The sequence below is a fragment of the Sphingobium sp. AS12 genome (genome assembly GCF_019097845.1).
Classification (GTDB): Bacteria; Pseudomonadota; Alphaproteobacteria; order Sphingomonadales; family Sphingomonadaceae; genus Sphingobium.
Genome location: NZ_JAHRGM010000076.1, coordinates 46,899 through 71,291 on the forward strand (window position 1 = coordinate 46,899; position 24,393 = coordinate 71,291).

Here is a 24,393-nt window from a genome sequence, read left to right on the forward strand (position 1 = left end):
GGTCAGGACGGGTCCGCAACCGTAATGGTGCTGCCCCCGGCCTTTTCGATCTTGTGCTTTTCCTCGCCGGTGGCGACGTCGATGACGATGGCGCTGGCCTCCTCGCCATTCATGAACAGTAGCGGCTTGTCGGTCTGCGACACTTCGATATTGTTCATCGGCTCCTTGAGCGCGCGGCGCTTGACGACCTTTTGCGTGGCCAGGTCGACCTCCCAGACTTCGGTGCCCGATGCCTTGTGCGACCAATATTCGCCCATATGCATCAGCACGAACAAATGGCCCGACGGGCGGTGAAGCGCCATCGGCTGGCGACCGCCCGGATACCAGTTCAGCTCCAGCGGCGTGGTTTCGCCCGGACGGATGCCCGCAGCGGCCTGAATGGAGAATGGCGCGGAAATGGTCGGCGTCGGGCCTAACTTGGCCTGATAAATCTGGCCGGTATAGGTCAGGAAGGTCGTTTCCTTCTTGCGCTTGTCATAGGTGAAATTGTCGAAGATCGGATCATCGGTGGCCGAGAAAAAGGGCGCGCTATGGGTGATGTCCGCCTTGCTCCCCTTGATCGCCACGGTGGCGAGTGAACCGTCCGAACACAGCGCGGAAAAACCGACACCCGGATTGGGCATCATGCTGGCACAGCCGGGCAGTTCCACCGCAGTCACGAACTTGCGCTTGACCAGATCGACGACATTCACCCCGGATACAGGGCTGAAATCATAGACAAAGGCGGTTTTGCCATCGTCGCTGACGATGAAATTATTCTTGCGCGACCCGATCAATATGCGGCCGGGCAGGGGGACTTCGGTGATCAGGTTCAGCGTCTGGCTGTCATAGACCGACACCATGTCCTGCCGCGTGCCGCGATCCCCCTTCGACCAGATGGTTTCGGCGACATAATAATATTTGCCCGCCGGATCGATCGCGAAGTCGGCCAGGCGGCGGGTTTCGACCATGCCCTTCATCTTGCCGGTTTCGCCGTCGAAAATGCTGGTGCCCGGCATGTCCCACCCGCCATCGACAAAGAACCAGGTCGGTTTGGGCGGGGTGATGGTCAGGACGTCGGATGTCTCCATTTCCAGCACGGTGCCGGTATCGGCGGGCGCGGCCTGAGCCGGGCTAACAAGCAGCGCCCAGCCCCATGCGGCGGCAGCGAACAATCCCCTGGCGGCGGTTCTCGGCATCTGGCGTGATCCCCCTTGATCGTGCGGACGCCCAGGCGGACTCATCGGGTCCCCACAACGGCGTCTGGGCAAAGATTGGACAGCTGTCCGGTATTGGTCAAGCGCTTTGGCGGGCGGAGCAGAAATATATTTTGCAATGCAGCAATGCGCCGCAGAGCCGGATTGTTTGCTGGCCTTATGCGGTCTGCGCCATCAACCCAGCAAGGTCGCGCGATGTCACCGTTTTGGCGAGGTGAACCAGCGATGTAGCGGCAAGCGCGGTGAAAGCCGGCATCTTGTGCGCCCAGGGCTTGCCATGGCCCAGAAACGGGGTCGATCCTTCCATCGACGCGCTGATGAACAGGGCGACGCTATGCACTTCGTCGGCGGACAGCGCCGGGTTGAGTTCTGCGACATATTCGCCGATGGCACCATGTACCCGCTCATAAAAGGCGCGGACCCGATCGGCGACGAAATCGCTATGATTGGCCAGCGCCCATAATTCGGTGAATAAATGGGTGGTACGCTTGGTCTGTATGTCGTCCAGGCACAGGATGATGACGCGCCTCAGCCTTTCTTCGGCAGTCAGGCCGGGCCTGCGCACCGTCTTGTCCATCATCGCGCCATAGGAATCGACCAGTTCGTCCAGCATCACCTGGATCAGCATTTCCTTGCGCGGGAAATGATAGCTGACATTGCCGACCTTCATGTCGCACCGCGCGGCGATGCGGCGCAGGGTGAAGGCATCGGACCCTTCGTCGATCAATACCGCCAGCGCTGCCTTGAGGATCTGATCGACCGTTTCTGTCCCGCGCGCGTAGATGCCGGGACGGGAGGGTGAGAATATCATGTCACTATCCGCCTTGCGCCGATCCTACCATCCATTCGGACGCGCCGCCACCCTTCCTGTCCTGATCGCCGCGACGAATATCGCACCGGCGACGGGGATGCGGCTCGACAGCCGCATAATGATAACGTTATCATAAAGTCCATTGGCATCGGCCGGGGAATGGATATCCGCATGAATAGATTGTCTCTTTTGGCCCCGTTGCTTTTGATCGCGACGCCGGTTCAGGCGCTGGCGACCGATGCGCCGCCCTCGCGAACCGGTGTGGCCGAAGCCGCATCGCCTCGCATGGTCCGGTCGCTGGACGATGGCTGGCGTTTCCGTTTTGGCGGCGATGACAGCGGCGTGACCGCTCCGGGCTATGATGACGGGAGTTGGGAGGCGATCTCCATACCCCATAGCTGGAATCATTTTGGCGAATATGGCCTGAAGCGGTCGGCCGGGGCCAACAGCGCGCAGGGTGTGGGATGGTACAGGCGCACGGTCGATGCCCCGGTGGCAACCGGCGGGCAGCGGCACTATCTGGATTTCGCCGCTGTCGGGACGATCGCGGACCTGTGGGTGAATGGCCGGCATGTCGGCCAGCACAAGGGCGCATTCTCGCGCTTCCGCTTTGACGTGACCCGCTTCTGGCGCGCGGGCGCACCGAACCTGATCGTGGTGAAGGCCGACAATAGCAAACCTGCCAAGGGCAGTTCGACCGAATATATCATCCCGCTGGCCGGGGACTTTTTCGTGCATGGCGGCATCTATCGCGGTGTGTCGCTGATTACAGCGCCCGATGCGGGTATCGACCTGCTCGATCATGCCGGGCCGGGCATCTATGCGCGGGCCAGCAGCATCACGGCGGAGACGGCGCATGTTACAGTGCTGGCCAGACTGCGCAATCAGGGCAAGGCGCGGGTGGCTATGGCGAGCGCCATCATTCGGGACGCGGCAGGCGTGGAGGTCGCACGCACGACGATGCCCGTGAAGCTGCCCGCAGGAAGCATGACGACGACGCTCGACCTGGATGTGGCCCGGCCACATCTGTGGAACGGCACGGCGGACCCCTATCTCTATACGGTGACGGTAGAGCTGCGCGACAAGGTCGGGCTGTTCGACCGGGTCGACCAGCCACTGGGCATTCGCAGCTTTCGCTTCGACGCCAATGCCGGCTTTTTCCTGAATGGTCGGCGGATCAAGCTGCATGGCGTGTCGCGCCATCAGGACCGGGCGGGCAAGGGCTGGGCCTTGTCGGCGCAGGACCATGCCAATGATATGGCGCTCATCAGGGAAATGGGCGCCAACACGGTGCGGCAGGCCCATTATCAACATGCCGACGAATGGACCGGGGAAGCGGATCGCGCGGGCATGGTCGTGTGGGCCGAACTCCCCTATGTGACCGCGCCGTCGCTCGATGGTGGCACGGGCGCGCCTGCTTTATGGGCCAATGCCGAAGAGCAGTTGCGCGAACAGATCCGCCAGAATTACAATCATCCCTCGATCCTGCTGTGGTCGGTAGGTAATGAAGTGGATTCCGCCAAGGGCTTTGGCGTGGGCAGGGAACCCGCCAAACCGCTGGCACTGCTGCAACATTTGCAGGCGGTGGCGAAGGAGGAGGATCCGTTCCGTCCGACCGCCTTTGCCGATTGCTGCGAGGGGTTGAGGATGATCCAGACCGCCGGGGAGAAACTGGCGGGGACGGCGGACCTGATCGGCTATAATCGCTATTTTGGCTGGTATTATCCAAAGCCTCTGGAGGCGCGGCAGCAACTGGGCGCGCAGATGGACAAATTCCATGCCGAACATCCGGCGCTGCCGATATCGGTCAGCGAATATGGTGCCGGTGGCGCAATCAGCCAGCACAGCGACAATATCAGGACCGGGTTCATCAACGCGATCGGTCGGCCGCAGACCGAGGAATATCTGGGCTGGGTGCATGAGGCGAACTGGCCCGCGATCCGGGAACGCGACTATATCTTCGCCAGCTGGGTATGGAACATGTTCGATTTCCCGTCGAGCCTGCGCGAGGAAGGCGATTCCGTCGATCTGAATACCAAGGGGCTGGTGACGTTCGATCGCAAGGTGAAGAAGGACGCATTTTATTATTACAAGGCGCAATGGTCGGGTGAGCCGGTCCTGCACCTGACCGGCAAGCGCTATATCGACCGCACCTACCCGATCATGGACGTCAAGGCCTATAGCAATGCCGAGCGGGCGACATTGACGATCAACGGGCGGGTGGTCGGCGACGTCGCCTCTGGCGGCAGCATCTGCAACTGGACCAACGTGCCGCTGGCGCCGGGCGCGAACGATGCGGTAGTGACGGCGGTGGCGCATGGCCAGACGGTGCGCGATTCCATGGTCTGGCATGGTCCTGATCCGGCGCTGGGCATCCATATCGATGCGGGTGACATTGCGGGCCGGGTGCTGGGCGATCGCCGGTTTGGATCGGATCATTTCGTCACCGGCGGCCAGCCTGCCGTACTCAATCTGGGCAGTTTCGGGGGCCGTAGTTCGGGACCGAAAAGGATGGTGGAAGCCACCGAACCGGACCTTTACGCCTATTGGCGCGAAGGCGATGCCTTTTCCTATGCCATTCCTGTACCCAATGGAAAATGGCGCGTGACCATCCACAGCTTCGAGCCACGCACGGAGGGTACGGAGGGGCAGAGCATGGCGATCACCGCGCAGGGCAAGACGGCGGTGCCCGCGTTCAACATCGCCAGGGCCGCAGCAGGTCCGCTCAAGGGCTTTGCTATGACCTTCCCTGTCAGGGTCAGGGACGGGCTGTTGCGGCTCGATTTTGCGGGGCAGGGTGGCAAGGCGGTGGTCGCGGCGATCGAGATATCGAAATAGCAGCGTAGGCGTCGGGCATCGCCTGATTCGTCGCACTGGCGGCAAAGTCAGCCTGCATTGCGCCCATCGCCGGACCTGGCGTCTCGTTTGGACGGCATGGCAAAGATCGGCACGACGATAAAGTCGGAAAACGCCTGCAAATCCGCCAAAAAATCGCGGGGTCGAGCGGCAGGTCCGCGCCCGGACCGATGACCCGGTCTTGGCAGATGTGCCTTGTCCGCCTGTTATGGTCGCCCATGCCATGCGCCCCAATGAACCGTGGGTGCGGGCCAACGCCATGATTGCGCAAGAGAGGCATCTGACCTGTGAGCGAGACCATCTTCGACTGTTCGGACATCGACCAATATCTCGGCAAGCCGATGCAGCCCGCCCGGATGCGCGAACCGATCCACAATAACGACATTCGCCGCTGGGTGCAGGCGATGCACTATCCCAACCTGCTCCACTATGACGCCGACTATGCCGAGGAAAGCCGCTGGGGCAAACTGGTCGCGCCGCAGAGCTTTGCCGTGACGATGGACGATGGCCATGGTGCCGGACCAGCCTGTGTCGGCAGCATCCCCAATTCGCATTTGCTGTTCGGCGGTGACGAATGGTGGTTCTATGGCCCGCGCATCCAGGGCGGCGACATGGTTCATAATGAGCGGGTGCCGTTCGACTATGTCGTCAAGGACACCAAATTCGCCGGTCCCACCTGCTTCCAGCGCGGCGACAATAATTACTACAATCAAAATGGCGATCTGCTGGCGAAGCAGCGATCGACCGCGATCCGCTATTCGGCGGAAGCGGGCCGGGAAAAGACATCCGCCGAGGTTGTCGAAAATACCGAAGATCCGGTCTGGACCGATCAGGAGCTGGCCGAGATTCAGGAGCGCAAGTTCCGCTGGGTCCAGATGCTGCACAATCTGGGTCATGGCAAACGCTATCTGGATGATGTGGCGGTGGGCGATGCCCTGCCCGAACGGGTGTTCGGCCCGCACAGCATTGCCAGCTTCACCACAGAATGGCGCGCCTATCTGTTCACCATTTGGGGCGGCACACATCGGCGGACGGACCTTGACCTGGCCGCGCTTGGCTTTGTCGATGAAATGGCGGGCCATGAAAATGATCCGGTGATGGAGCGGATCAATCCTGAGCTGACGGATGGCGCCTATTTCGGCCCGTCGCGCGGGCATCTCTTCCCGCGCTGGGCGCGCTTCATCGGGATGCCGCGCGCCTATGGCTATGGCGCGTCGATGGGGGCGTGGGTGGTCGATTATCTGTCGGGCTGGGCCGGCGAATGGGGCATGGTGACCCATTCGGTCGCCTCCTATCGCGGTCCCGCCTTCACCGGCGACATCACGATCATGACCGGCACCATCGTCGACAAATTCGTCGATGATGAAGGCCGCGACGTGGTGCAGGTGGACGTGCGAATGGCCAATCAGGTCGGCACCGTGCTGGCGACGGCCAAGGCGGAAGTAATGCTCCCCAAAAAATGACGGGATGGACGGGCTTGCGATGGTGTCGCAAGCCCGTCCAGTGATCGCTTCTGCCCTAAGGCTTGCAAACGGCTCGACGGTTCGCGGCCCAGTCGATCGCTGTTTCCAGCAAAGCGACATGCTCCGGCTGGCTGTAGGTTTCGGGCATGTGGCCGATGGCGGAATAGAATATCCGTCCCTTGCCGATGCAATTGGTCCATGCCAGCGGATGGTCACCCATGCGCAGGTCCTGATCCATCATCCCTACCGGCTGATAGCTGCTTTCATCCAGCGTCAGCAGGACATCGGCACCGGCTGCGCGCGGGTTGGTGCTGAACGAATACCATTCGTCGGTCATCCGCCATTCGGCGGGCAGGGCGCTGGCCAGAGGATGCGCCTTGTTGACGGCGATGCGGGCTTCCTGAAACTGCGGCGTCTGCGGATGTCCCTTGAACCGCGCGCCGATCAGCATGTCGGCATACCAGTCCCAGAAATAGACAGGGTCGCCCGCCGTGCCGTGCATCCCCACCAGGCCGCCGCCGCGCGCCAGATAGTCCTGAAACGCGCGGCGCTGCGAAAGCGTCAGCACGTCACCGCTGACATTGTTCCAGATCACCGCATCGAACTTAGCGAGCGTGGCGCGATTGAACGCGCCAGCCTTGTCGGTGACAAGCATCGACCAGCCCTTGCGATTGGCCATCGCCTGCAAAGCCTCCCGCGCGGCATTGACCGAGGCGCCATAGCGGAAGCCGTTGATCTTCTCGAACAGCAACAGACGGGGACGGCCAGCGGGCAGCGTGGATATGGGCACGTCATTGTCGTAGCGGGCGCAGCGCGCAACCTTGTCGGCGGCGGTTACGGGCAACGCCTTGAGTTCGGCATCGATCGTGGCGATCATGTCCGGCTTGATCTGGAGAATGTCGACTGCTTCACGCAGCGATAGAATGGCGGCGAAGGTTGGTGGCGTCGTGCTGGCGAAAAATGGCGGCAGCTTGTCGAGGCGGCCGGGAGCCGCCTTGTCCAGCACCGCCCGCGCCGCCGGGCTGAGCAATATGTCGATCAGCGGCGACCCGACCGAAAACGGCGCGTCGCGCAAGGGGCAGTCAGTAACGGCTTTGGCAATGACGGCTTTGGTAGTGTCCGCTCTGGCGATGCCGGACGCAGCCAGCGTTGCAGCCAGAACTGCGATGCAACCCAGAAATGCCTGTTTGACGCGCATGGCCTTTGATCCTTTGGCGTGAGTGTCGCGCCTGTCATACCAATGTGCATCGTTGGGGACCAATGGTCTGTTGTTCCCCGGCAAATGCTTGCCTCACCCTGAGATCCTACTGGTCGGCCGCAATAACGCGGTAGAGCAGCAGCCGGTTGCGCACGAGCGCAAGATCGGTCGCAATCGCCGTGCGTCGCGCCGCGTAGAGCGACCGCTGATTGACCAGCATATTCAGGAACGTGTCGATCCCCGATCGGTAGCGCTGTTCCGAAAGGTCGTAGGCACGCGCGCTGGCGTTGACCAGGCGACGTTGCGCCGCCTGTTGCGCATCGATCGTGCCATCCCGCGCCAGCGCGTCGGCGACCTCGCGAAATGCCGTCTGGATCGCCTTCTCATATTGCGCCACCGCCAGATCGCGCTGCGCCTTGCTATAGTCCAGATTGCCGCGCGCCGGGCCACCGAAGATCGGCAGGCTGGCGGACGGGCTCACCGACCAGCCGAAGGCGTCGCCGGTGAACAGCGAGGACAGGGCAGAACTTGCGACGCCAATGGCCGATGTCAGGCTGATCCTGGGAAACATCGCCGCGCGCGCCGCGCCAATATCGGCATTGGCGGCCTTGAGCTGATGCTCCGCCTGCAACACGTCGGGACGCTGGAGCAGCATGTCCGACGACAGGCCGGCGGGTACTCTGGCGACGCCCGTGATCAGAGCGTCGAGCGAGGCGGGGAGCAGCGCTTCCTCGACCGGGGCGCCGACCAGCAGGTCCAGCGCATTGCGATCCTGCGCCACCTGCGTCACATTGGCGGCGACGTCGGAGGCGGCCTGCTCCACTATGGTTTGCGCCTGATAGACGTCCAGCTTGCCGCTCAGCCCCGCCTCATTGAGCGACTGGGTCAGGGTGAGGCTGCGCTGTGCACTGTCCAGCGTCTGACGCGACACCGCCAGCAACTCCTGGTCTGCCGCCAGCGTCGCATAGGCGGTCGCTGTCTCGGCGATCAGGGCGATGCGCGTCGCCCGCGCACCCTCCTGCGTCGCCAGATAGGATTCCAGCGCTGACTGGCTGAGATTGCGCACCCGCCCAAACAGGTCGATCTCGAACGCGCTGAAGCCGATATCGGCACTATAGCTGTCATTCTGCCGGGTGACGTTCGCGCCAGTATCGCCGGTCAGGGTCGGCAACTGCGCCGCCCGCTGCACCCGATATTGGGCGCGCGCCGACATTATATTGGCCAGCGCCGCGCGCAGGTCGCGATTATTCGCCAGCGCCCGCTCGATCACCGTGCGCAGCGACGGATCGCTCACCAGCTGCCCCCACGCCAGACCCGCCTGCGTGCCAAGCTGCGTCGGCGCATAAGCCTCACCCGTCGGCAGCACCGCCGGGACGGGCGGCGCAGGGCGGACATAGGCGGGGGCCATGTTGCACCCGGCCAGCATCAGCGCAGCAGCCCGAGGAAGGACGGTGCGGCTCATGCGGGCACGCCTGCGCCGGGCGGCGTCGGTTCCGGCCCAGGGTCTGGCCGCACGGGCCGATCATTGCCGAACAGCCGGGCGATCGTGACGAAGAAGAGCGGCACGTAGAAAATCGCCAGCACCGTCGCCGTCACCATGCCGCCCACCACTGCGGTGCCGATGGCGATCCGACTCTGCGCGCCCGCGCCGGTGGCGATGGCGAGCGGGATGACGCCCGCGATAAAGGCCAGGCTGGTCATCAGGATCGGCCGGAACCGCAATCGCGCCGCCTCCAGCGCAGACGAAAGCGCATCCTTGCCGTGCCGGTGCGCCAGTTCGGCAAATTCGACAATCAGGATCGCATTTTTTGCCGCCAGACCCATGGTGGTGAGCAACCCGACCTGGAAATAGATATTATTCTCCAGCCCCCGCGCCCACACGGCAACGACGGCACCGACCAGACCCAGCGGGATCACCAGCAGCACCGCGAACGGGATCGACCAGCTCTCATAGAGCGCTGCCAGGCACAGGAACACGATCAGCACCGACAGCGCATAGAGCAACGGAGCCTGCCCGCCCGACAATTGCTCCTGATAGGACAGGCCGCTCCAGGCATAGCTGGTGCCGGTCGGCAGCTGCTTTTGCAACGCGACGATCCGGTCCATCGCCTCGCCCGAACTCGCGCCGGGGCCGGCCTGACCCTGAATTTCATAGGCGGACTGGCCGTTGAAGCGCGCCACCGTGGTCGGGCCCATCGTCCAGTGGCTGGTCGCAAAGGCGGAGAAGGGGACCATCTCCCCCGTGCTGCCGGATCGCACCATCCATTTGTCGAGATCGGTCGGCAGCGCGCGATAGGGCGCATCGGCCTGCATATAGACACGCTTCACCCGCCCGCGATCGACAAAGTCATTGACGTAGCGACTACCCCAGGCGGACGTCAGCACATTGTCGACATCGCTCTGGGTCAGGCCCAGCACCGCGAGCTTTTCGGAATCGACATCGACCTTGAGCTGGGGCGTATCCTCCAGCGTCGCCGCGCGCACCCCGGCCAGCAGCGGGTCTTTCTGCGCGACGGCGAGCAACTGGTTGCGCAGTTCCAGAAAGCGCGCGCGCGACAGCCCGCCGGTGTTGAGCAGCTCAAAGGTAAAGCCGTTGGACTGGCCAAGCCCGCGAATGGCGGGTGGCGTCATCGCCAGCACCCGCGCGTCCCGAATGGCGGCCAGTTGCTTGTTGGCGCGCCCGACAATCGCGTTGGCACTGTTCACCGCCCCCGGCCGATCGCCCCAGGGTGCCAGGTTGATGAAGCCCTGCGCGGTATTTTCGCCTTGCCCGGCAAAACTGAAACCGGTCATCACGAAAGCGAAGGAGATATTGTCCTTCTCGTCACTCAGGAAATAATTTTGCATCTGTTCGACCGCATGGGCGGTGCGGCTGGACTTGGCACCGGCGGGCAGGGTCATCTGCACCATCACCTGCCCCTGATCCTCGACCGGCAGAAAGCTGGTAGGCAGCCGCACGAACAATAGGATCAGAATGGCGAGGATGACGCCATAGCCACCCCAGAATAGGGTGCGCTTGCCCAGCATCTGCGTGGTGCGGCGGACATAGCCATTGGTCAGCCGCTCAAACCAGCGGTTGAACTTGCCCGACCAGCCCTGAGTCCGGCGCTCCTCCGCGATGGGTTTCAGGATCGTGGCGCACAGAGCGGGGGAGAGGATCAGCGCGACCAGCACCGACAGCAGCATCGATGACACGATGGTGATCGAAAATTGCCGGTAGATCACCCCGGTCGATCCGCCGAAAAAGGCCATGGGCAGCAGCACGGCGGACAGGACCAGCGCGATGCCCACCAGCGCGCTGCCAATCTCCTCCATCGACTTGATGGTCGCCTCGCGCGCCGAAAGCCCTTCCTCCTCCATGATGCGCTCGACATTCTCGACCACCACGATGGCGTCATCGACCAGCAGGCCGATCGACAGCACCATGCCGAACAAGGTCAGCGTGTTGATGGAATAGCCAAACAGCGCCAGCACGCCGAACGTACCGAGCAGCACCACCGGCACCGCGATCGCGGGGATCAGCGTCGCGCGCCAGCTTTGCAGGAACAGGAACATCACGACAATGACCAGCAACACCGCCTCGATCAGCGTCTTGATCACCTCGTTCACCGACAACTGGATGAAGGGCGTTGTATCGCGCGGGAATACGATTCTGTAGCCGTCGGGCAGGTTGGTCGAAAGCTCCGCCACCCGCGTCTTGACCAGTTCGGCGGTCTTGAGCGCGTCCGCACCCGGTGCCAGCTGCAACGCCATGCCGGACGCGGGATGGCCGTTCAGCCGGGCGGCGGTGGTATAGCTTTCATTGCCCAGCTCCACCCGTGCCACGTCGGACAGATGGACGATCGACCCGTCGGTCTGCGTCTTGACGATGATATTGCGGAATTGCTCCGGCGTCTGGAGCCGCGCCCGCGCTGTGACCGTGGCGTTGAGTTGTTGTCCCGCAGGCGCGGGATCGGCCCCGATCTGCCCGGCGGACACTTCGACATTCTGCGCCGCGATCGCGCTTTGCACGTCCGACGGCATCAGCTTGACGGCGGCCAGCTTATAGGGGTCGAGCCAGATCCGCATCGCATATTGCGACCCGAAAATCTGGGAGGAGCCGATACCGCTGATCCGCGCGATCGAATCCTGGAAATTATTGACCAGATAGTCGGAAATATCCGACTGCGACGCGCGGTTGGTCTCGTCAAAAATGCCCACCAGCATCAGGAAGTCGGTCTGCGACTTGGTGACGGTCAACCCCTGCTGCTGCACCGCGTTGGGCAGACGGCTCAATGCCTGCTGCACCTTGTTCTGCACCTGCACCTGCGCGGTGTCGGGATCGTTTCCCTTCTCGAACGTCACGGTGATCGAAGATCGTCCCGTCGCCGAGGATGATGACGAGAAATACATCAGCCCGTCAACGCCGGTCAGCTGCTGCTCGATGACCTGCGTGACGCTGGTTTCGACGGTTTCCGCCGATGCCCCCGGATAGGTCGCGTTGATGCCGACCGATGGCGGGGCGATGTCGGGATATTGGGCGATCGGCAGCGACAGCATGGACCCCGCGCCCGCGATCATCACACCGATGGCGATGACCCAGGCGAAAATCGGCCGTTCGATGAAAAAGCGACTGAGCAAGACCCTGTTCCTACTTCTTCGTCGCAATGGTGACGGGCTTCACCTTGTCGTCCGGCTTCACCTTGTCTGTGCCCTCGACGATCAGGCGGTCGCCCGCTTTCAGCCCGGCGGTGATCAGCCATGCGTCGCCAATCGCCTGATCTGCGGTAACGGTGCGCCGTTCGACCTTATTGTCCCTGGTCACGACCAGGGCGGTGGCATTGCCCTTGGGATCGCGACTGATGCCCTGCTGCGGAGCCAGAATCGCACCCGGCACCACCGATTGGGGCGCGACCACGCGCACGAACATGCCGGGCAGCAGCAGCCCGTCTGGATTGGGGAAGCGCGCGCGCAGCGTTACCGTGCCGCTGTTGACGTCCACGATCGGCTCGGCAAATTCGATTTGGCCTTCCTGCGGATAGTCGCTGCCATCGTCCAGTTTCAGACGGATCGTCGCGCTGGCCGGCAGCGTCCTGCCCGCCGCCAGTGATCGGCGCAGTTGCAACAGCTGCGCGCTCGACTGGGTGATGTCGACATAGATGGGGTCGAGTTGCTGGATGGTCGTCAGCGGATCGGCCTGGCTGGCGGTAACCAGCGCCCCTTGCGTGAACAGGGTGCGGCCAATCCGGCCGCTGATCGGCGCGCGGACCAACGTGAATTGCAGATTGACGTTGCTGGTGGCCAGGCTGGCGCGCGCCTGCTGGACAGCGGCGGCGGCCTGCCGCGCGGTCGCGGTCACATCGTCGCGATCCTGCGCGCTCACCGCTTCATTGTCCGACAGGGTAGCGTAGCGCCGCGCCTTCGCCTGCGCCGCCGCAGCGGTCGCCTGCGCGCTCGCCAGCGCGGCCATCGCTTCGTCGCGGGACGCACGGTACAGTCGCTGGTCGATCTCATAGAGGGGCTGGCCTGCACTCACCAGCGATCCCTCGGTGAACAGCCGCTTCTGGATAACGCCGGCCACCTGCGGCCGGACCTGCGACATCATGGTGGATACGGTGCGGCCCGGCAATTCGCTCGCCACCGTGACATTGTGCGCGCTCAGCGTCACCACGCCTACCTCGACCGGTCCCTTTTGCGGCGGCGGCTTGTCGCCGCAGGCGGCGATGGCCAGGCAAAGCGCCATCAAGGGCAGGGATCGTACAGACAAAGGCGCAAACATGGTCGGGCAAATTTCCTTGTTGACCAGGCGGAGCCTTGCGATGCGCTTTCGCGCCTGGTTCGACCCGCCGGGGCGCACGGGGGGAGGGGGCGTACGCTGACGGTCGGATCGATGGCGGCGATTGTCCGTCCCGGTGGACGGACAGGCATCGCAAGGACTCCGCATGGTGTCGGCGAGGGGGGCAGCCGACCTCAGCCTCTTCGCTATTTTGGCCGTGACAGCATAGCGAAATTTGGCTTCGATCTGTGGCACTGTGCGGCTTATCGTATCGCTTTGTATCAGCCTGTATCATCGATGGCCGCCGGGCAGACTTTCGCCGCGCGACACGCTAGGGAAGGGGGATGCCCGATACCGCCTCCGCCCGTCCCGCCACCGTGCTGGTCGTCGATGACGATGCGGACATCAGGGAATTGATCGTTGGTCAGCTGGCCCAGGAAAATTACCGGCTGCTGGCGGCGGCGAACCTTGGTCAATTGCGGCAAATGCTGCGCGATCATCCGGTCGACCTCATCGTGCTTGATCTCAACCTGCCCGATGGCGACGGCCTGTCGCTATGTCGCGAATTGCGCGGGGAAGGATCGGACGTGCAGATCATCATGGTGACCGCGCGGGGCAGCGCGATCGACCGGGTGCTGGGGCTGGAACTGGGTGCGGATGATTATCTGACCAAGCCGTTCGAGCCGCGCGAATTGCTGGTGCGAATCCGCAACCTGCTGCGCCGGGGGCGCGGCGACACCGGAACGCAGGGCAGGACGGGTGCGATGCGCTATGCGCATTTCGGTCCGTGGCGGCTCGACCTGGTGCAGCGACGGCTGATCGCGCCCGACGACCGGCTGGTCATGCTGTCGTCGGCCGAATATCGGCTATTGTGCCACTTTATCGAGCAACCCAATATCGTTCTGGGACGGGAAGCATTGTTGCCCGAACGGCGCGCCACCGCCGCGTTCGACCGCTCGATCGACCTCCAGATCAGCCGCTTGCGCCAGAAACTGGCCGACGTCGCGGGCGGCAGCGAACTGATCCTGACGGTGCGCGGCGAAGGCTATGTGCTGGCCAGCGCGGTGGATTATTCGTGATGAGGCGACTGGGCGGCCGGGTTCGCAGCTTTTTCCGGTCCATGGCCGGGCAGATTTTCGTCATCCTGACGCTGGGCATGTCTATCGCCGCGATCATCGCTTTGCTGGTGGCGGAACAGACCCGCCGCCATGATTTCGAGCGGGTGCGGCGGCAGCGCGTCGTGGCCAGCGCGGTGGACATTGCCGACCGCCTGCGGCGTGATCCCGCGCGGATAGAATCGATGATGGCCGATCACAGCATCATGGGTGCCGCCCCAGTGCCGCAGGGCATCTCGCTCACCGAACCGGATACGGCCCTGCAACAGTCGCTCGCCGAACGCTTTGGTCCCCACTCGCAGCCAGAGGCAGGGCAGGTGCCTACCGGCCTGTGCTTTGCCACCTATACCGGTCGGTGGGAACGGGCGGCCGGGCTGGTCGATGCGCCGCGTCCCGACTGCTGGATCGTCCGCTTCACCGATCAGGCCGGGCAACGGCGCGAAATGGCGCTCAGCTTCCCGCGCCTCGCCAAACCGCCCAGCACCATCTTCAATCCGCTCTATTTGCTGGTCATTGTCGCGGCGTCGGCGGGGCTTGCGATATTTGTCGCCCGGTTCGTGTCCAAGCCATTGCGCAGGCTGGAGCAGGCAGCGGAGGCTTTCTCGGTCTCGCTCGACCCGGAGGAAATTCCCGAACGCGGGCCGGAAGAAGTGCGCGCCGCGCTCTCAACCTTCAACCTGATGCAGCGGCGCGCCCGCGCGGGCTTTGCCGAACGGACCCAGCTGCTCGCCGCGATCAGCCATGACATCCAGACCCCGCTCACCCGGCTGCGGCTGCGGCTGGAACTGGTGGAGAATGTGGAGTTGCGCGCGCGTCTGCTCGCCGATCATGAAGCGATGCAGCGGCTGGTGCGCGAAGGGCTGGATCTGGCCAGCAGTACCGAGGCGCGGGAGGAGTGGTCGGTCATCGACATCGACTCGCTGCTCGCCAGCATGGCCGAAGATGCGGAGGAGCTTGGCGCGCCGGTGCGATTCCTGACCGGCTGCGGCGGGACTGTCCGGGTCAAGCCCAATGCGCTGACCCGCTGTATCGCCAATCTGGTCGATAATGCGGTACGCTATGGCGGCAGCGCCGACATCGGGTGCGCGCGGGCAGGCGGGCGGGTGCTGATTCAAATCCGCGACCATGGACCGGGCATCCCCGCCGACCGGCTCGACCAGATGTTTGAACCCTTCACGCGCGGCGCTACCGGTCAGCCGGGCGGACGCACCGGGACCGGCATAGGCCTCACCATCGCCCGATCCCTCGCCATGAGTTTCGAGGCGTCGGTGCGGCTGCGCAATGCCGATGATGGCGGCCTGATCGCCATCATCGACATGAAGGCATGAAGCCTATTTCGCTTCGGCCTTGAGATAGGCGATCAGATTGGCGCGGTCGGCAGCCTGCGGCACGCCGGCAAAGGCCATGCGGTTACCCGGAACAAGGGCATTGGGCTTGGTCAGGAATGTGTCGAGCGTCTTGGCGTCCCAGCGGATCTTGGCCTTCTGCATCGCGGGCGAGTAAGTGAAGCCTGCCACCGTGCCCGATGTACGGCCGAACAGACCCGCCAGATTCGGTCCCATTTTCTTGGGTCCAGCCTTGACGTCATGGCACAGCGCGCAACGGGCGAACACGATCTTGCCCTTGGCGGCATCGCCCGCCTGGGCCAGCGCTGGCGTGGCGGCCATTGCGACCATGGCGATTGTCAGTCCGGTCAAACTCCGCGCGATTGTCATGCTTCAACTCATCCCTTCATTCTGCCGCCGATTCTTCATCAACGTGCGATGATCTCCCTATGGCAGTCCGAATGTGAACGGTGATTGAAGCATGTTCGCCACCGCAGCAAAGCCGACTGCCAGCGGCATGGATGTATCATGGAGTTTCCGCAGGGCAACCGGACTTTGCAAGTGTGCGGTGATGAGCCAGTGGCAAAGGAGGGCCACACGGTCGCCCGCATACCCCGCCTGCCGAAAATCGACGCAGATAAAGTTTGATAACAAGGATTATGTTAAATCATATATCATCTGCGCCTATGTTCAGCTCATCGTCGGGATAACGAAACTCTGGTCCGTCACCGCGCCGCCGCTCGGCCAGCGCTGGGTGATCGTCTTGACCCGCGTATAGAAACGCACCCCATCCATGCCATATTGGTTCATGTCGCCAAAGCCAGACCGCTTCCAGCCGCCAAAGCTGTGATAGCTGACCGGTACCGGGATCGGCACGTTGATGCCGACCATGCCGACCTCGACATTGGCGCAGAATTTGCGCGCATAGTCGCCATTGCGGGTAAAGATCGCGACGCCATTGCCATATTGATGTCTGGTCGGATAGCTCAGCGCCTCCTCGAACGTCTGCGCCCGCACCATCTGCAACACCGGGCCGAAAATCTCCTCATTATAGCTTTTCATGTCCGGCTTCACATGGTCGAGCAAAGTGGGCGCGAGGAAGAAGCCTTCCTCAAAGCCCTGCAACGCAAAGCCGCGCCCGTCGATGACAAGTTCAGACCCTTCATCAACCGCCATCTGAATATAGTTTTCAATCCGTGCCTTATGGGCCGAACTGACCACCGGACCATAATGGGCGTCGGGGTCGCTCGGCACGCCGACGCGCAGGCCCGCAATCCCGGTTTCCAGCTTGGCCCGCAGCGCCACTGCCGTCGCTTCCCCCACCGGCACCACCACCGGCAACGCCATGCAACGCTCGCCCGCCGATCCATAAGCCGCGCCCAATATGTCCGCGACCGCCTGGTCCAGATCGGCGTCTGGCATGACGATGCCATGATTCTTCGCCCCGCCCATGCACTGCATCCGCTTGCCGTTCGATGCGCCACGGCCATAGACATATTGGGCGATGTCGGACGACCCGACAAAGCTTACCGCGCGGATCGCCGGATTGTCGAGGATCGCGTCCACCACCTGCTTGTCGCCATGGATGACGTTCAGGATGCCTGCGGGCAGCCCCGCCTCCATCGCCAGTTCCGCCAGCCGCACCGGCACCGACGGGTTCCGTTCGGAGGGTTTCAGGATGAACGCATTGCCGCACGCGATCGCTGGCGCGAACATCCACATCGGGATCATCGCGGGGAAGTTGAACGGGGTGATCCCCGCCGCGATGCCGATCGGCTGGCGCATCGAATAGACGTCGATCCCCGGCCCCGCACCTTCGGTATATTCACCCTTCAGCAGGTGCGGGATGCCACAGGCAAATTCCACCACGTCCAGCCCGCGCTGAATGTCGCCCTTGGAATCCGAATGGACCTTGCCATGCTCGGCCGACAGCATTTCGGCCAGTTCATCCATATGCTTTTCGATGAGCGCCTTGAGATTGAACATCACTCGCGCCCGCCGCTGCGGGTTCATGGCGGCCCAGGCTGGCTGCGCCGCCTGCGCATTGGCGACCGCCGCATCCAGTTCGGTGGGATCGGACAGGCGAACCTGCGCCTGCACCTTGCCGGTGGCGGGATCGAACACGTCGCCCAGCCGGGTGGAGGTCGATGTCTGATGTTGGCCGCCGATGAAATTGTCGATGATGCGCATGATGCCCTCGCATGAACTGATCGGCTGCCCATAAAGGAGGATCGGACGCATCGAAATATCGCTGCTATTTTGATCGCCGGGACGGTGGATTGCCACCCCGCTTGCCCGTGCCGCCATACTCCCGCATTTCTGCGCCATGCCCGAAATCGCTTCCCCCCGGCGCACGACGCCCACCGGCTGGTCCGTCCGCCGCGACGATGCCTTGGCGGCGCAGGCCTATAAGGACGGCTGGTGGCAGGCGGAGACCGCCGCCGACGCGCTGGTCCGCGCGGCCCGCGACACACCCGACCGCATCCTGCTGATCGACGGCGACACCAGCCTGACCGCCGCCACCCTCCACGCGCAGGCCACCCGCCTGGCGCAGGCGATGCTTGCCCGCTTCGCACCGGGCAGCGCCATCTCGTTCATGCTGCCCAACTGGCATGAAGCCGCGATCATCTACATGGGCGCGACGCTCGCGGGCATGGTCGCCAACCCGATCCTGCCCTCGCTGCGCGATCATGACCTGCGCTTCATCCTCGCTGACCTCAACAGCGCGATGATCTTCATCCCGGCAAGCTTTCGCGGCAATGATTATGCCGCGATGCTCACCCGCGTCACCCCGGCGCTGGAAAGTCCGCCCGCCGTCATCGTCCTGCGCGGGGATGCTGGCCAGCACATCGCCTTTGCCGACCTGCTGGCAGAAACGGACGACGCGCCGTTCCCGACCGTCGATCCCGATGATGTCCGCATGGTTATGTATACCAGCGGCACTACCGGACGGCCCAAGGGCGTCCTCCACAGCCATAACAGCATCAACGCGCTGATCCGCCAGATCGGCCGACACTGGCTGGTCGAACCGGGCGACCATTTCCTCGTTCCCTCCCCTGTCAGCCATATTGGCGGGTCGATCTACGCCTTTGAAACCCCGCTGCTGCTGGGCACGACCGCGATCCTGATGGAATATTGGAACCCCGATGAGGCCGTCGCCATCATCACCGCCCGGCATTGCACCCATATGGCCGGGGCGACCCCCTTCCTCCAGCATCTGCTGGCCTCGGCCCGCGCCGCAGAGACGCACCTGCCCGATCTCAAACTCTTCATCTGCGGCGGCGCATCGGTCCCGCCCAGCCTGATCCGCGACGCTGCCGCCTATTTCGACAAGGCGATCGTCAGCCGCGTCTATGGCTCTACCGAATTGCCGGTCACCACTGTCGGCGTGATCGACCCCGCCGACCGCGATCATGCCGCCGATACCGATGGCCGCGCTGGCATCGCCACCATCCGCATCGCCCCGGACGGCGAAATCCGCGCACGCGGGCCACAGATGATGGTCGGCTATCTCCATCCGGAGGATGAGGAAGGCAGCTTCGACGCGGACGGCTATTACCGTAGCGGCGACCAGGGCGCATGGATCGACGGCGACCATCTGGTCGTCACGGGCCGGATTAAGGATCTCATCATCCGCAATGGCGAAAATATCGCGCCCAAGGAGATTGAGGATCTACTGATCGGTCATCCCGGCATCCTTGAAATCGCCATCGTCGGCATCCCCGATCCGCGCACCGGCGAACGCGCTGTCGCGGTCATCGTGCCGAGCGGCGACGCAACCCCGGACGTTCCCGCCATCGCCGATTTTCTTGGCCAGCACGGCGTCGCCCGCTTCAAATATCCCGAAAGCGTCGTGCTCCGGGATGCCCTGCCCAAAAATGACGCGGGCAAAGTGCTGAAGGCGGCCATCCGCGCGACGCTGACGGCATCCTAGAGCGCCCGGAACCGGAAATTGCGGAACCGTGCCTCGCCCGGACCCGCCGCATAGAGGCCGGGCCGCAGCATCAGAAATCCGCCGCGCACATTATGGTGATAGCCCGACACTTCCATCCCCCGGTCGAAGCGGCTCCATGTCCGCCCGCCGTCACCACTCAGATGATAGGCGATGATATGGTGGCGATTGGTCACCTTCATCGTCAGCTTGCGGCCATGGGGATTGGCGGGGCGGCCCCGCTCCATGCCATATTGGTGGGTGACGAAGCGCGTTTCGTCAAAGCCCAGCCCGCAATACAGCTTGTCGTCGTAAAAGAGCAGCAGCCCTGCCGTCCCGCCCGGCGCAATCTCGATATCGCACTGAAATTCATAGGACGGGTCGCCCGCGATCAGCAGCAGTGGTGACGAATTGACCGGCGCGGTCCCACGCCCTTTCAGTACCAGCGCGCCCTTGTCCACCCGCGCCCGGCTGGCCTCGTCCGGCGCTGGTCGAAAGAAATTCCACTTCGCGCCCAGATTGAGCGTCGCAAAATCGTCCGACAGCGCCATGCCATGCGGAACCGCCCTACCTCCCCGCGGCTTCGCGATCGGCTGCGACAGATCGCCCCCGGTCATGCGGAACCAGCCATCCGCCGTCCACTCGACCGGATCGAGCAAGGTCTGCCGCCCCAACGTCCACAGCCCATTTTCAAAGCCATGATAGACGGCCCACCAGCTGCCGTCCGGTGCCTCTACCAGACTGGCATGGCCGCGCGACCACCAGCGTTCGGACAGGCTTTGCGTCCGCACCAGCGGATTGCCGGGATGCTGCTCCCATGGCCCATGGATCGAACGGGATCGCGCCGCGATCACCATATGCCCGGTCGGCGGCCCCGCCGTCCCGCCCACGGCGGTCAGCATATAGAACCAGCCGCCATGCCGATGGATTTTCGGGCCTTCCGGTGAAAAGCCCTCGACATCCCAGGTATCGGGATAGCGCCAGGGATCATAGACATGCTCGACCGCGCCAACCGTGGACAGCCCGTCCTCGCTCAGGCGGATACGGTCCCCGCCCGACAGGAACAGCCAGCGGCTGCCATCCTCCCCCACCGCATGGCAAGGGTCGATATGATCATGGAGTTTCAGGTCGATCGGCTCGCTCCACGGCCCGTCGATGCTGTCCGCATGGATGACGAAGATGCTGTTCGGACTGGCCTTGACCGGGATATAGATGAAGTAGCGGCCCTCATGCTTCTCCAGGCTGACCGCCCATACCGACCCGATATTCTTGGTGAGTGCCGCCCCACGCGGCTGCCAGTTGATCAGGTCCCGGCTATGCCAGATGGTGACGCCCGGATAGCTGTCGAACGTCGAAAAGGTCATATAATAATCCGCCCCATCCTTCAGGATGGCGGGATCGGGCCGGTCGCCCGAAATCAGCGGATTAAGGAAACGCCCGTCGCCAAGGTCCGCGATACGCTGATTGTCGAAACCGCGCTTCCAGTCGGTCGCCGCCGGGGACGCCGCGGCCGCTTCCGTACCCAGCAAGGCCAGCGCACTCCCGACCAGCCCACCCGTCATCGCATCGCGTCGGCTGATCGTCATAGGGCGCTCCTTATCAAAAACTCATCCTCCCCTTGCAGGGGCGGTGGATGGCCGAAGGCCAGACGGAGGGTTGTCACCCTGTCGACCGAACGACAGCCCTCCTCCTTCAACAACAGAAAAACCGGGCCGCCCGTGCAGAGGCGGCCCGGCCATGAGCCTTACATCTTGAACCGCGCGCCCACCTGGAACGTGCGCCCGTAATGCAGTTGCTCATAATTGCGATTGGCATCCAGATCGGTGTAACGATCGCGATATTCATCGGTCAGGTTGATGCCCTCCAGCGACAGCTCGATCCAGTCGGTCAGCTTGTAGCGCATCGACGCATCGACGTTGATCGTGCTGTTATAGCCCTCGAACACGTTGCCGGTGCCGCTATTCTGGTCGATATAGCCGCTGCGATAGCTGGCCGACACACGCGCGCTGAACTTCTCATCCTCATAATAGAGTGTTCCGTTGAAGGCGCGCTTGGACAGGCCGAACAGGGTTGCGCTGCGGACCGCTGCAATATTGCCGCCGCCCGGCACCACCGCCGGACCCGACACCGTATAATCGGCGCTCGATTGCACGAAGGTCGCATTCACGATCCCGCCAAAATGCGACAGGAAACCGGGCAGGAAGGTGAAGGGCGCCTGCACCGACAATTCGATGCCCTTCAGGCTTGCCCCGCTGCCGTTGACGATCGTACCGATCGCCCAGCCTTCGGCCCGTTCGGGCTGGCCGGCGGCAGGCGAACTTGGCGGGATGACCGACAGCGGCAGGCCAGTGGACGCGAATGTCCCGTTGATCGTCTGGCCAATCGGGAAGCTCTGCACATCCTTCTTGAACACCGCGACCGATGCGATGGACTGCGGCGCGAAATACCATTCCAGTGCCAGGTCATAAGCGGTCGCGCGGAACGGGTTGAGGTTTGGATTACCGAAATTGACCCGGTAATTGAACCCGTCGACCGATCCACCCGGCGTCAGATTACCCAGCGATGGCCGCGTCATCACATCGGCCGCCGACGCGCGCACCACAAAGTCGGGATGCGGGAAGAAGGCGATGTTCATCGCTGGCAACCAGTCCTCATAGGATCGCGACACGCCAACCAGCGTACCATTATTGAGGCCGGTCGAACTCTGATCGGTCTTGACGTAGCGGATGCCCGCATTGGCCGCATATTCCAGCCCGAAAATATCGCCCTTGGCGTCGAACTGGAGATAACCGCCGGTCGTTTTTTCCACCACGCCGCGCGTATTGCCCGCGTCGATCGCAGCGGTGCGATCATACAGGTTGGTAAAGTCCGTACCCGCCGCCAGATTGGGCACCAGCCATTGCGTCGTTGTTCCCGCTGGGGCATCCGCACCCTTGAGCGTAAACATCTCCGCCAGCGCCGCCGTCACAGGGAAGCCATAGACCGCGCTCGGACCAAAGGCCGACGTCGGCGAACAGGCCAGCGTCCCCAGCACCCGGTCCACGCCGCCATTGCCGCACACCACCGTATCGCGGCTAAAGCCTGCCGTATCGAAGGAGAAACGGCGATAGACCGCACCCGCCTTGACCGTGAACCCTTCCGTCACGTCCCATTCGGTGCGCAACTGCATCGTGCGGAACTTGTTGATGGTCGACGACGGCCGGTCGCGGATTTCGGCCAGCTGGAAATTGGCGGGATCGGTGACGCTGGTGCCGAATGTCAGCACCGGGCGCTTCATATTGCTATAGTCGTACTGATAGCCCTGCGCATCGCGGTCATCGAACACCAATGTGGTTTCGACCGGGATGGACGCATCCGACTTGGAAAAACCGCCGAGCAGGGTGAAGCGGAAACTATCGCCAACATCCTGATCCCAGCTGCCGCCCAACTGGTAGAATTTCGTCTGCGACTTGCGCAGATAATGTTCGGTCCGCACCCAGGCGTCGTTCAGCGTCGCGGAAATCAGGTTGTTGTTGCTGTCGTAAACCGGGTTCACGACATTGATCGAGCGCTCGTTCGACCGCAACAGCACTTCGCCCCATTTCTCCTCGCGCGTCTCGCGGAAGCGGGAGAACAGGCCATCGATCGAAACCTTGGTCGCGTCCGAAGGCGACCACTGGATCGACCCGGTCACGCCCAGACGCTCACGCTCCTGCGCAATTTCGCCATAGCGCGGAATACGCGGGTGGAAGGCCAGCGCTGCCCTGTCGCAACCGGCGCTCGGCACATAGGTGCCGCCGCTATTGGGCGCGGTGAAGCAGTTGACGCCATCGACACTGTCGAACCGCGCCTGCGACCAGCGCACCGTATTATTGCCCATCTGGAGCGTATCGAGCTTGGAATAGGCCGCAGACAGCGCCACGCCCCATTGCCCGTCGGGCGATTTCCACGACAGCAAACCGGCGGCGCGCGGCCCCCATTTTTTGCTGAGGTCATTATAGGAACCCGTCGCCGATCCGACGAAAGTGAAGCCATCCTTCCCGGCAAGCGGATTGCCGGTGTTCAGATCCACCACCGCGCCCAGCGATCCTTCGTCGAGCGAGGCTTCGGCGGTCTTGTGGACCACCAGCGAGCTGAACAGTTCGGACGCGAACACGTTGAAATCGAACGCGCGGTCGCGGTTGGCGCTGGCGCCATCGGTCGAGGTCGCAACGGTTTCCATGCCGTTCACGCGCACACGGGTAAATTGCGCGCCCAGACCGCGCACCGTGATCGCCCGGCCTTCGCCGCCGTCGCGCTGGATCGAGATGCCCGGAATACGCTGCAACGATTCCGCCAGATTCTGATCGGGAAATTTCGCAATATCTTCCGCCACGATCGCATCGACCGATCCGACCGACTGGCGCTTCAGGTTGATCGCCGCGCCCAGCGACTGGCGGAAACCGGTGACGACAATGTCGGCAACATCGCCCTCGTCCGCACTTTGTGCCGGACCTTGCGGCACATCCTGCGCCAGCACCGCCGTCGGCATCGCCAGCATGATCGCCGCGACGCTCGCCCCGGCCAGCCAGCGCTGCACGCCGCCCTGATTATTGCCCTTCCGAATCTGCACGTTCCGCTCCTTCCCTGTTGTCGATACCCGTCCGGCCCTATCGGCGAACGGGGCATGGTCTATCGGCAGGATCAGGGGCGAATCGTCTCGCTTGCGCCCTCTCCTGCCCGTGCCGCCGCCAGCTGTTGCTGGTCCGTTGGCGACACTGGAAA

At 63.3% G+C, this 24,393-nt stretch carries 15 protein-coding genes; 5 read left to right on the forward strand and 10 right to left on the reverse strand.

Annotated elements, in window-relative coordinates; all coding sequences use genetic code 11:
- Positions 1-2: 2 nt before the first annotated feature.
- Positions 3-1,178, reverse strand: a complete 1,176-nt coding sequence (locus KRZ98_RS21405; RefSeq protein WP_217675240.1) for an amine dehydrogenase large subunit — start codon at positions 1,176-1,178, stop codon at positions 3-5.
- Positions 1,179-1,353: 175 nt separating this feature from the next.
- A complete protein-coding gene (locus KRZ98_RS21410; protein ID WP_217675241.1) occupies positions 1,354-2,007 on the reverse strand; it encodes a TetR/AcrR family transcriptional regulator in 654 nt (217 codons plus the stop codon).
- 171 nt (positions 2,008-2,178) lie between these two features.
- Here KRZ98_RS21410 and KRZ98_RS21415 point away from each other — a divergent pair, with 171 nt between their 5' ends.
- Positions 2,179-4,845 carry a glycoside hydrolase family 2 TIM barrel-domain containing protein gene (locus KRZ98_RS21415; protein ID WP_254798758.1) on the forward strand — a complete coding sequence of 889 codons (2,667 nt, stop codon included), beginning with the start codon at positions 2,179-2,181 and terminating at the stop codon, positions 4,843-4,845.
- A 305-nt stretch (positions 4,846-5,150) separates the two neighbouring features.
- Positions 5,151-6,326 (forward strand): MaoC family dehydratase N-terminal domain-containing protein, encoded by a 1,176-nt coding sequence (locus tag KRZ98_RS21420; RefSeq protein WP_217675243.1) that lies wholly within the window; start codon positions 5,151-5,153, stop codon positions 6,324-6,326.
- A gap of 55 nt (positions 6,327-6,381) precedes the next feature.
- Here the strand turns inward: KRZ98_RS21420 and KRZ98_RS21425 are convergent, their stop codons facing one another.
- From KRZ98_RS21425 to KRZ98_RS21440, 4 genes are all read right to left on the reverse strand, one after another.
- Positions 6,382-7,524, reverse strand: coding sequence for a ThuA domain-containing protein (locus KRZ98_RS21425; protein WP_217675244.1), 1,143 nt, complete (start codon positions 7,522-7,524; stop codon positions 6,382-6,384).
- Positions 7,525-7,630: 106 nt separating this feature from the next.
- Positions 7,631-8,986, reverse strand: a complete 1,356-nt coding sequence (locus tag KRZ98_RS21430) for an efflux transporter outer membrane subunit (RefSeq protein WP_217675245.1) — start codon at positions 8,984-8,986, stop codon at positions 7,631-7,633.
- Positions 8,983-12,144: an efflux RND transporter permease subunit gene (locus KRZ98_RS21435; RefSeq protein ID WP_217675246.1), complete on the reverse strand. Its 3,162-nt coding sequence runs from the start codon at positions 12,142-12,144 to the stop codon at positions 8,983-8,985. Before KRZ98_RS21435 ends, KRZ98_RS21430 begins: the two co-directional genes overlap by 4 nt.
- 10 nt (positions 12,145-12,154) lie before the next feature.
- Positions 12,155-13,282, reverse strand: a complete 1,128-nt coding sequence (locus KRZ98_RS21440) for an efflux RND transporter periplasmic adaptor subunit (protein WP_254798760.1) — start codon at positions 13,280-13,282, stop codon at positions 12,155-12,157.
- Between the two features lie 341 nt (positions 13,283-13,623).
- Between KRZ98_RS21440 and KRZ98_RS21445 the strand changes: the two genes are divergently transcribed.
- Together KRZ98_RS21445 and KRZ98_RS21450 are read left to right on the forward strand one after the other, a co-directional pair.
- Positions 13,624-14,358 carry a response regulator transcription factor gene (locus KRZ98_RS21445; RefSeq protein WP_217675247.1) on the forward strand — a complete coding sequence of 245 codons (735 nt, stop codon included), beginning with the start codon at positions 13,624-13,626 and terminating at the stop codon, positions 14,356-14,358.
- The gene (locus tag KRZ98_RS21450; RefSeq protein WP_006966873.1) at positions 14,358-15,722 is read left to right on the forward strand and encodes an ATP-binding protein; all 1,365 of its coding nucleotides are present in this window, start codon (positions 14,358-14,360) and stop codon (positions 15,720-15,722) included. The genes KRZ98_RS21445 and KRZ98_RS21450 overlap by 1 nt, the downstream gene beginning before the upstream one ends.
- A gap of 3 nt (positions 15,723-15,725) precedes the next feature.
- On the opposite strand, the gene KRZ98_RS21455 is transcribed toward KRZ98_RS21450, so the two are convergent.
- Both KRZ98_RS21455 and KRZ98_RS21460 read right to left on the reverse strand, forming a co-directional pair.
- Positions 15,726-16,109: a cytochrome c family protein gene (locus KRZ98_RS21455; protein ID WP_217675248.1), complete on the reverse strand. Its 384-nt coding sequence runs from the start codon at positions 16,107-16,109 to the stop codon at positions 15,726-15,728.
- 300 nt (positions 16,110-16,409) lie between these two features.
- Positions 16,410-17,909 (reverse strand): CoA-acylating methylmalonate-semialdehyde dehydrogenase, encoded by a 1,500-nt coding sequence (locus tag KRZ98_RS21460; RefSeq protein WP_217675339.1) that lies wholly within the window; start codon positions 17,907-17,909, stop codon positions 16,410-16,412.
- Between the two features lie 136 nt (positions 17,910-18,045).
- Between KRZ98_RS21460 and KRZ98_RS21465 the strand changes: the two genes are divergently transcribed.
- Entirely contained in the window at positions 18,046-19,653 is a 1,608-nt protein-coding gene (locus KRZ98_RS21465; protein ID WP_217675249.1) for an AMP-binding protein, read from the forward strand.
- Here the strand turns inward: KRZ98_RS21465 and KRZ98_RS21470 are convergent.
- Both KRZ98_RS21470 and KRZ98_RS21475 read right to left on the reverse strand, forming a co-directional pair.
- Positions 19,650-21,236, reverse strand: coding sequence for a family 43 glycosylhydrolase (locus tag KRZ98_RS21470; protein ID WP_217675250.1), 1,587 nt, complete (start codon positions 21,234-21,236; stop codon positions 19,650-19,652). The genes KRZ98_RS21465 and KRZ98_RS21470 overlap by 4 nt on opposite strands.
- Before the next feature lie 158 nt (positions 21,237-21,394).
- Positions 21,395-24,169, reverse strand: coding sequence for a TonB-dependent receptor (locus tag KRZ98_RS21475; RefSeq protein WP_254798784.1), 2,775 nt, complete (start codon positions 24,167-24,169; stop codon positions 21,395-21,397).
- Positions 24,170-24,393: the final 224 nt, after the last annotated feature.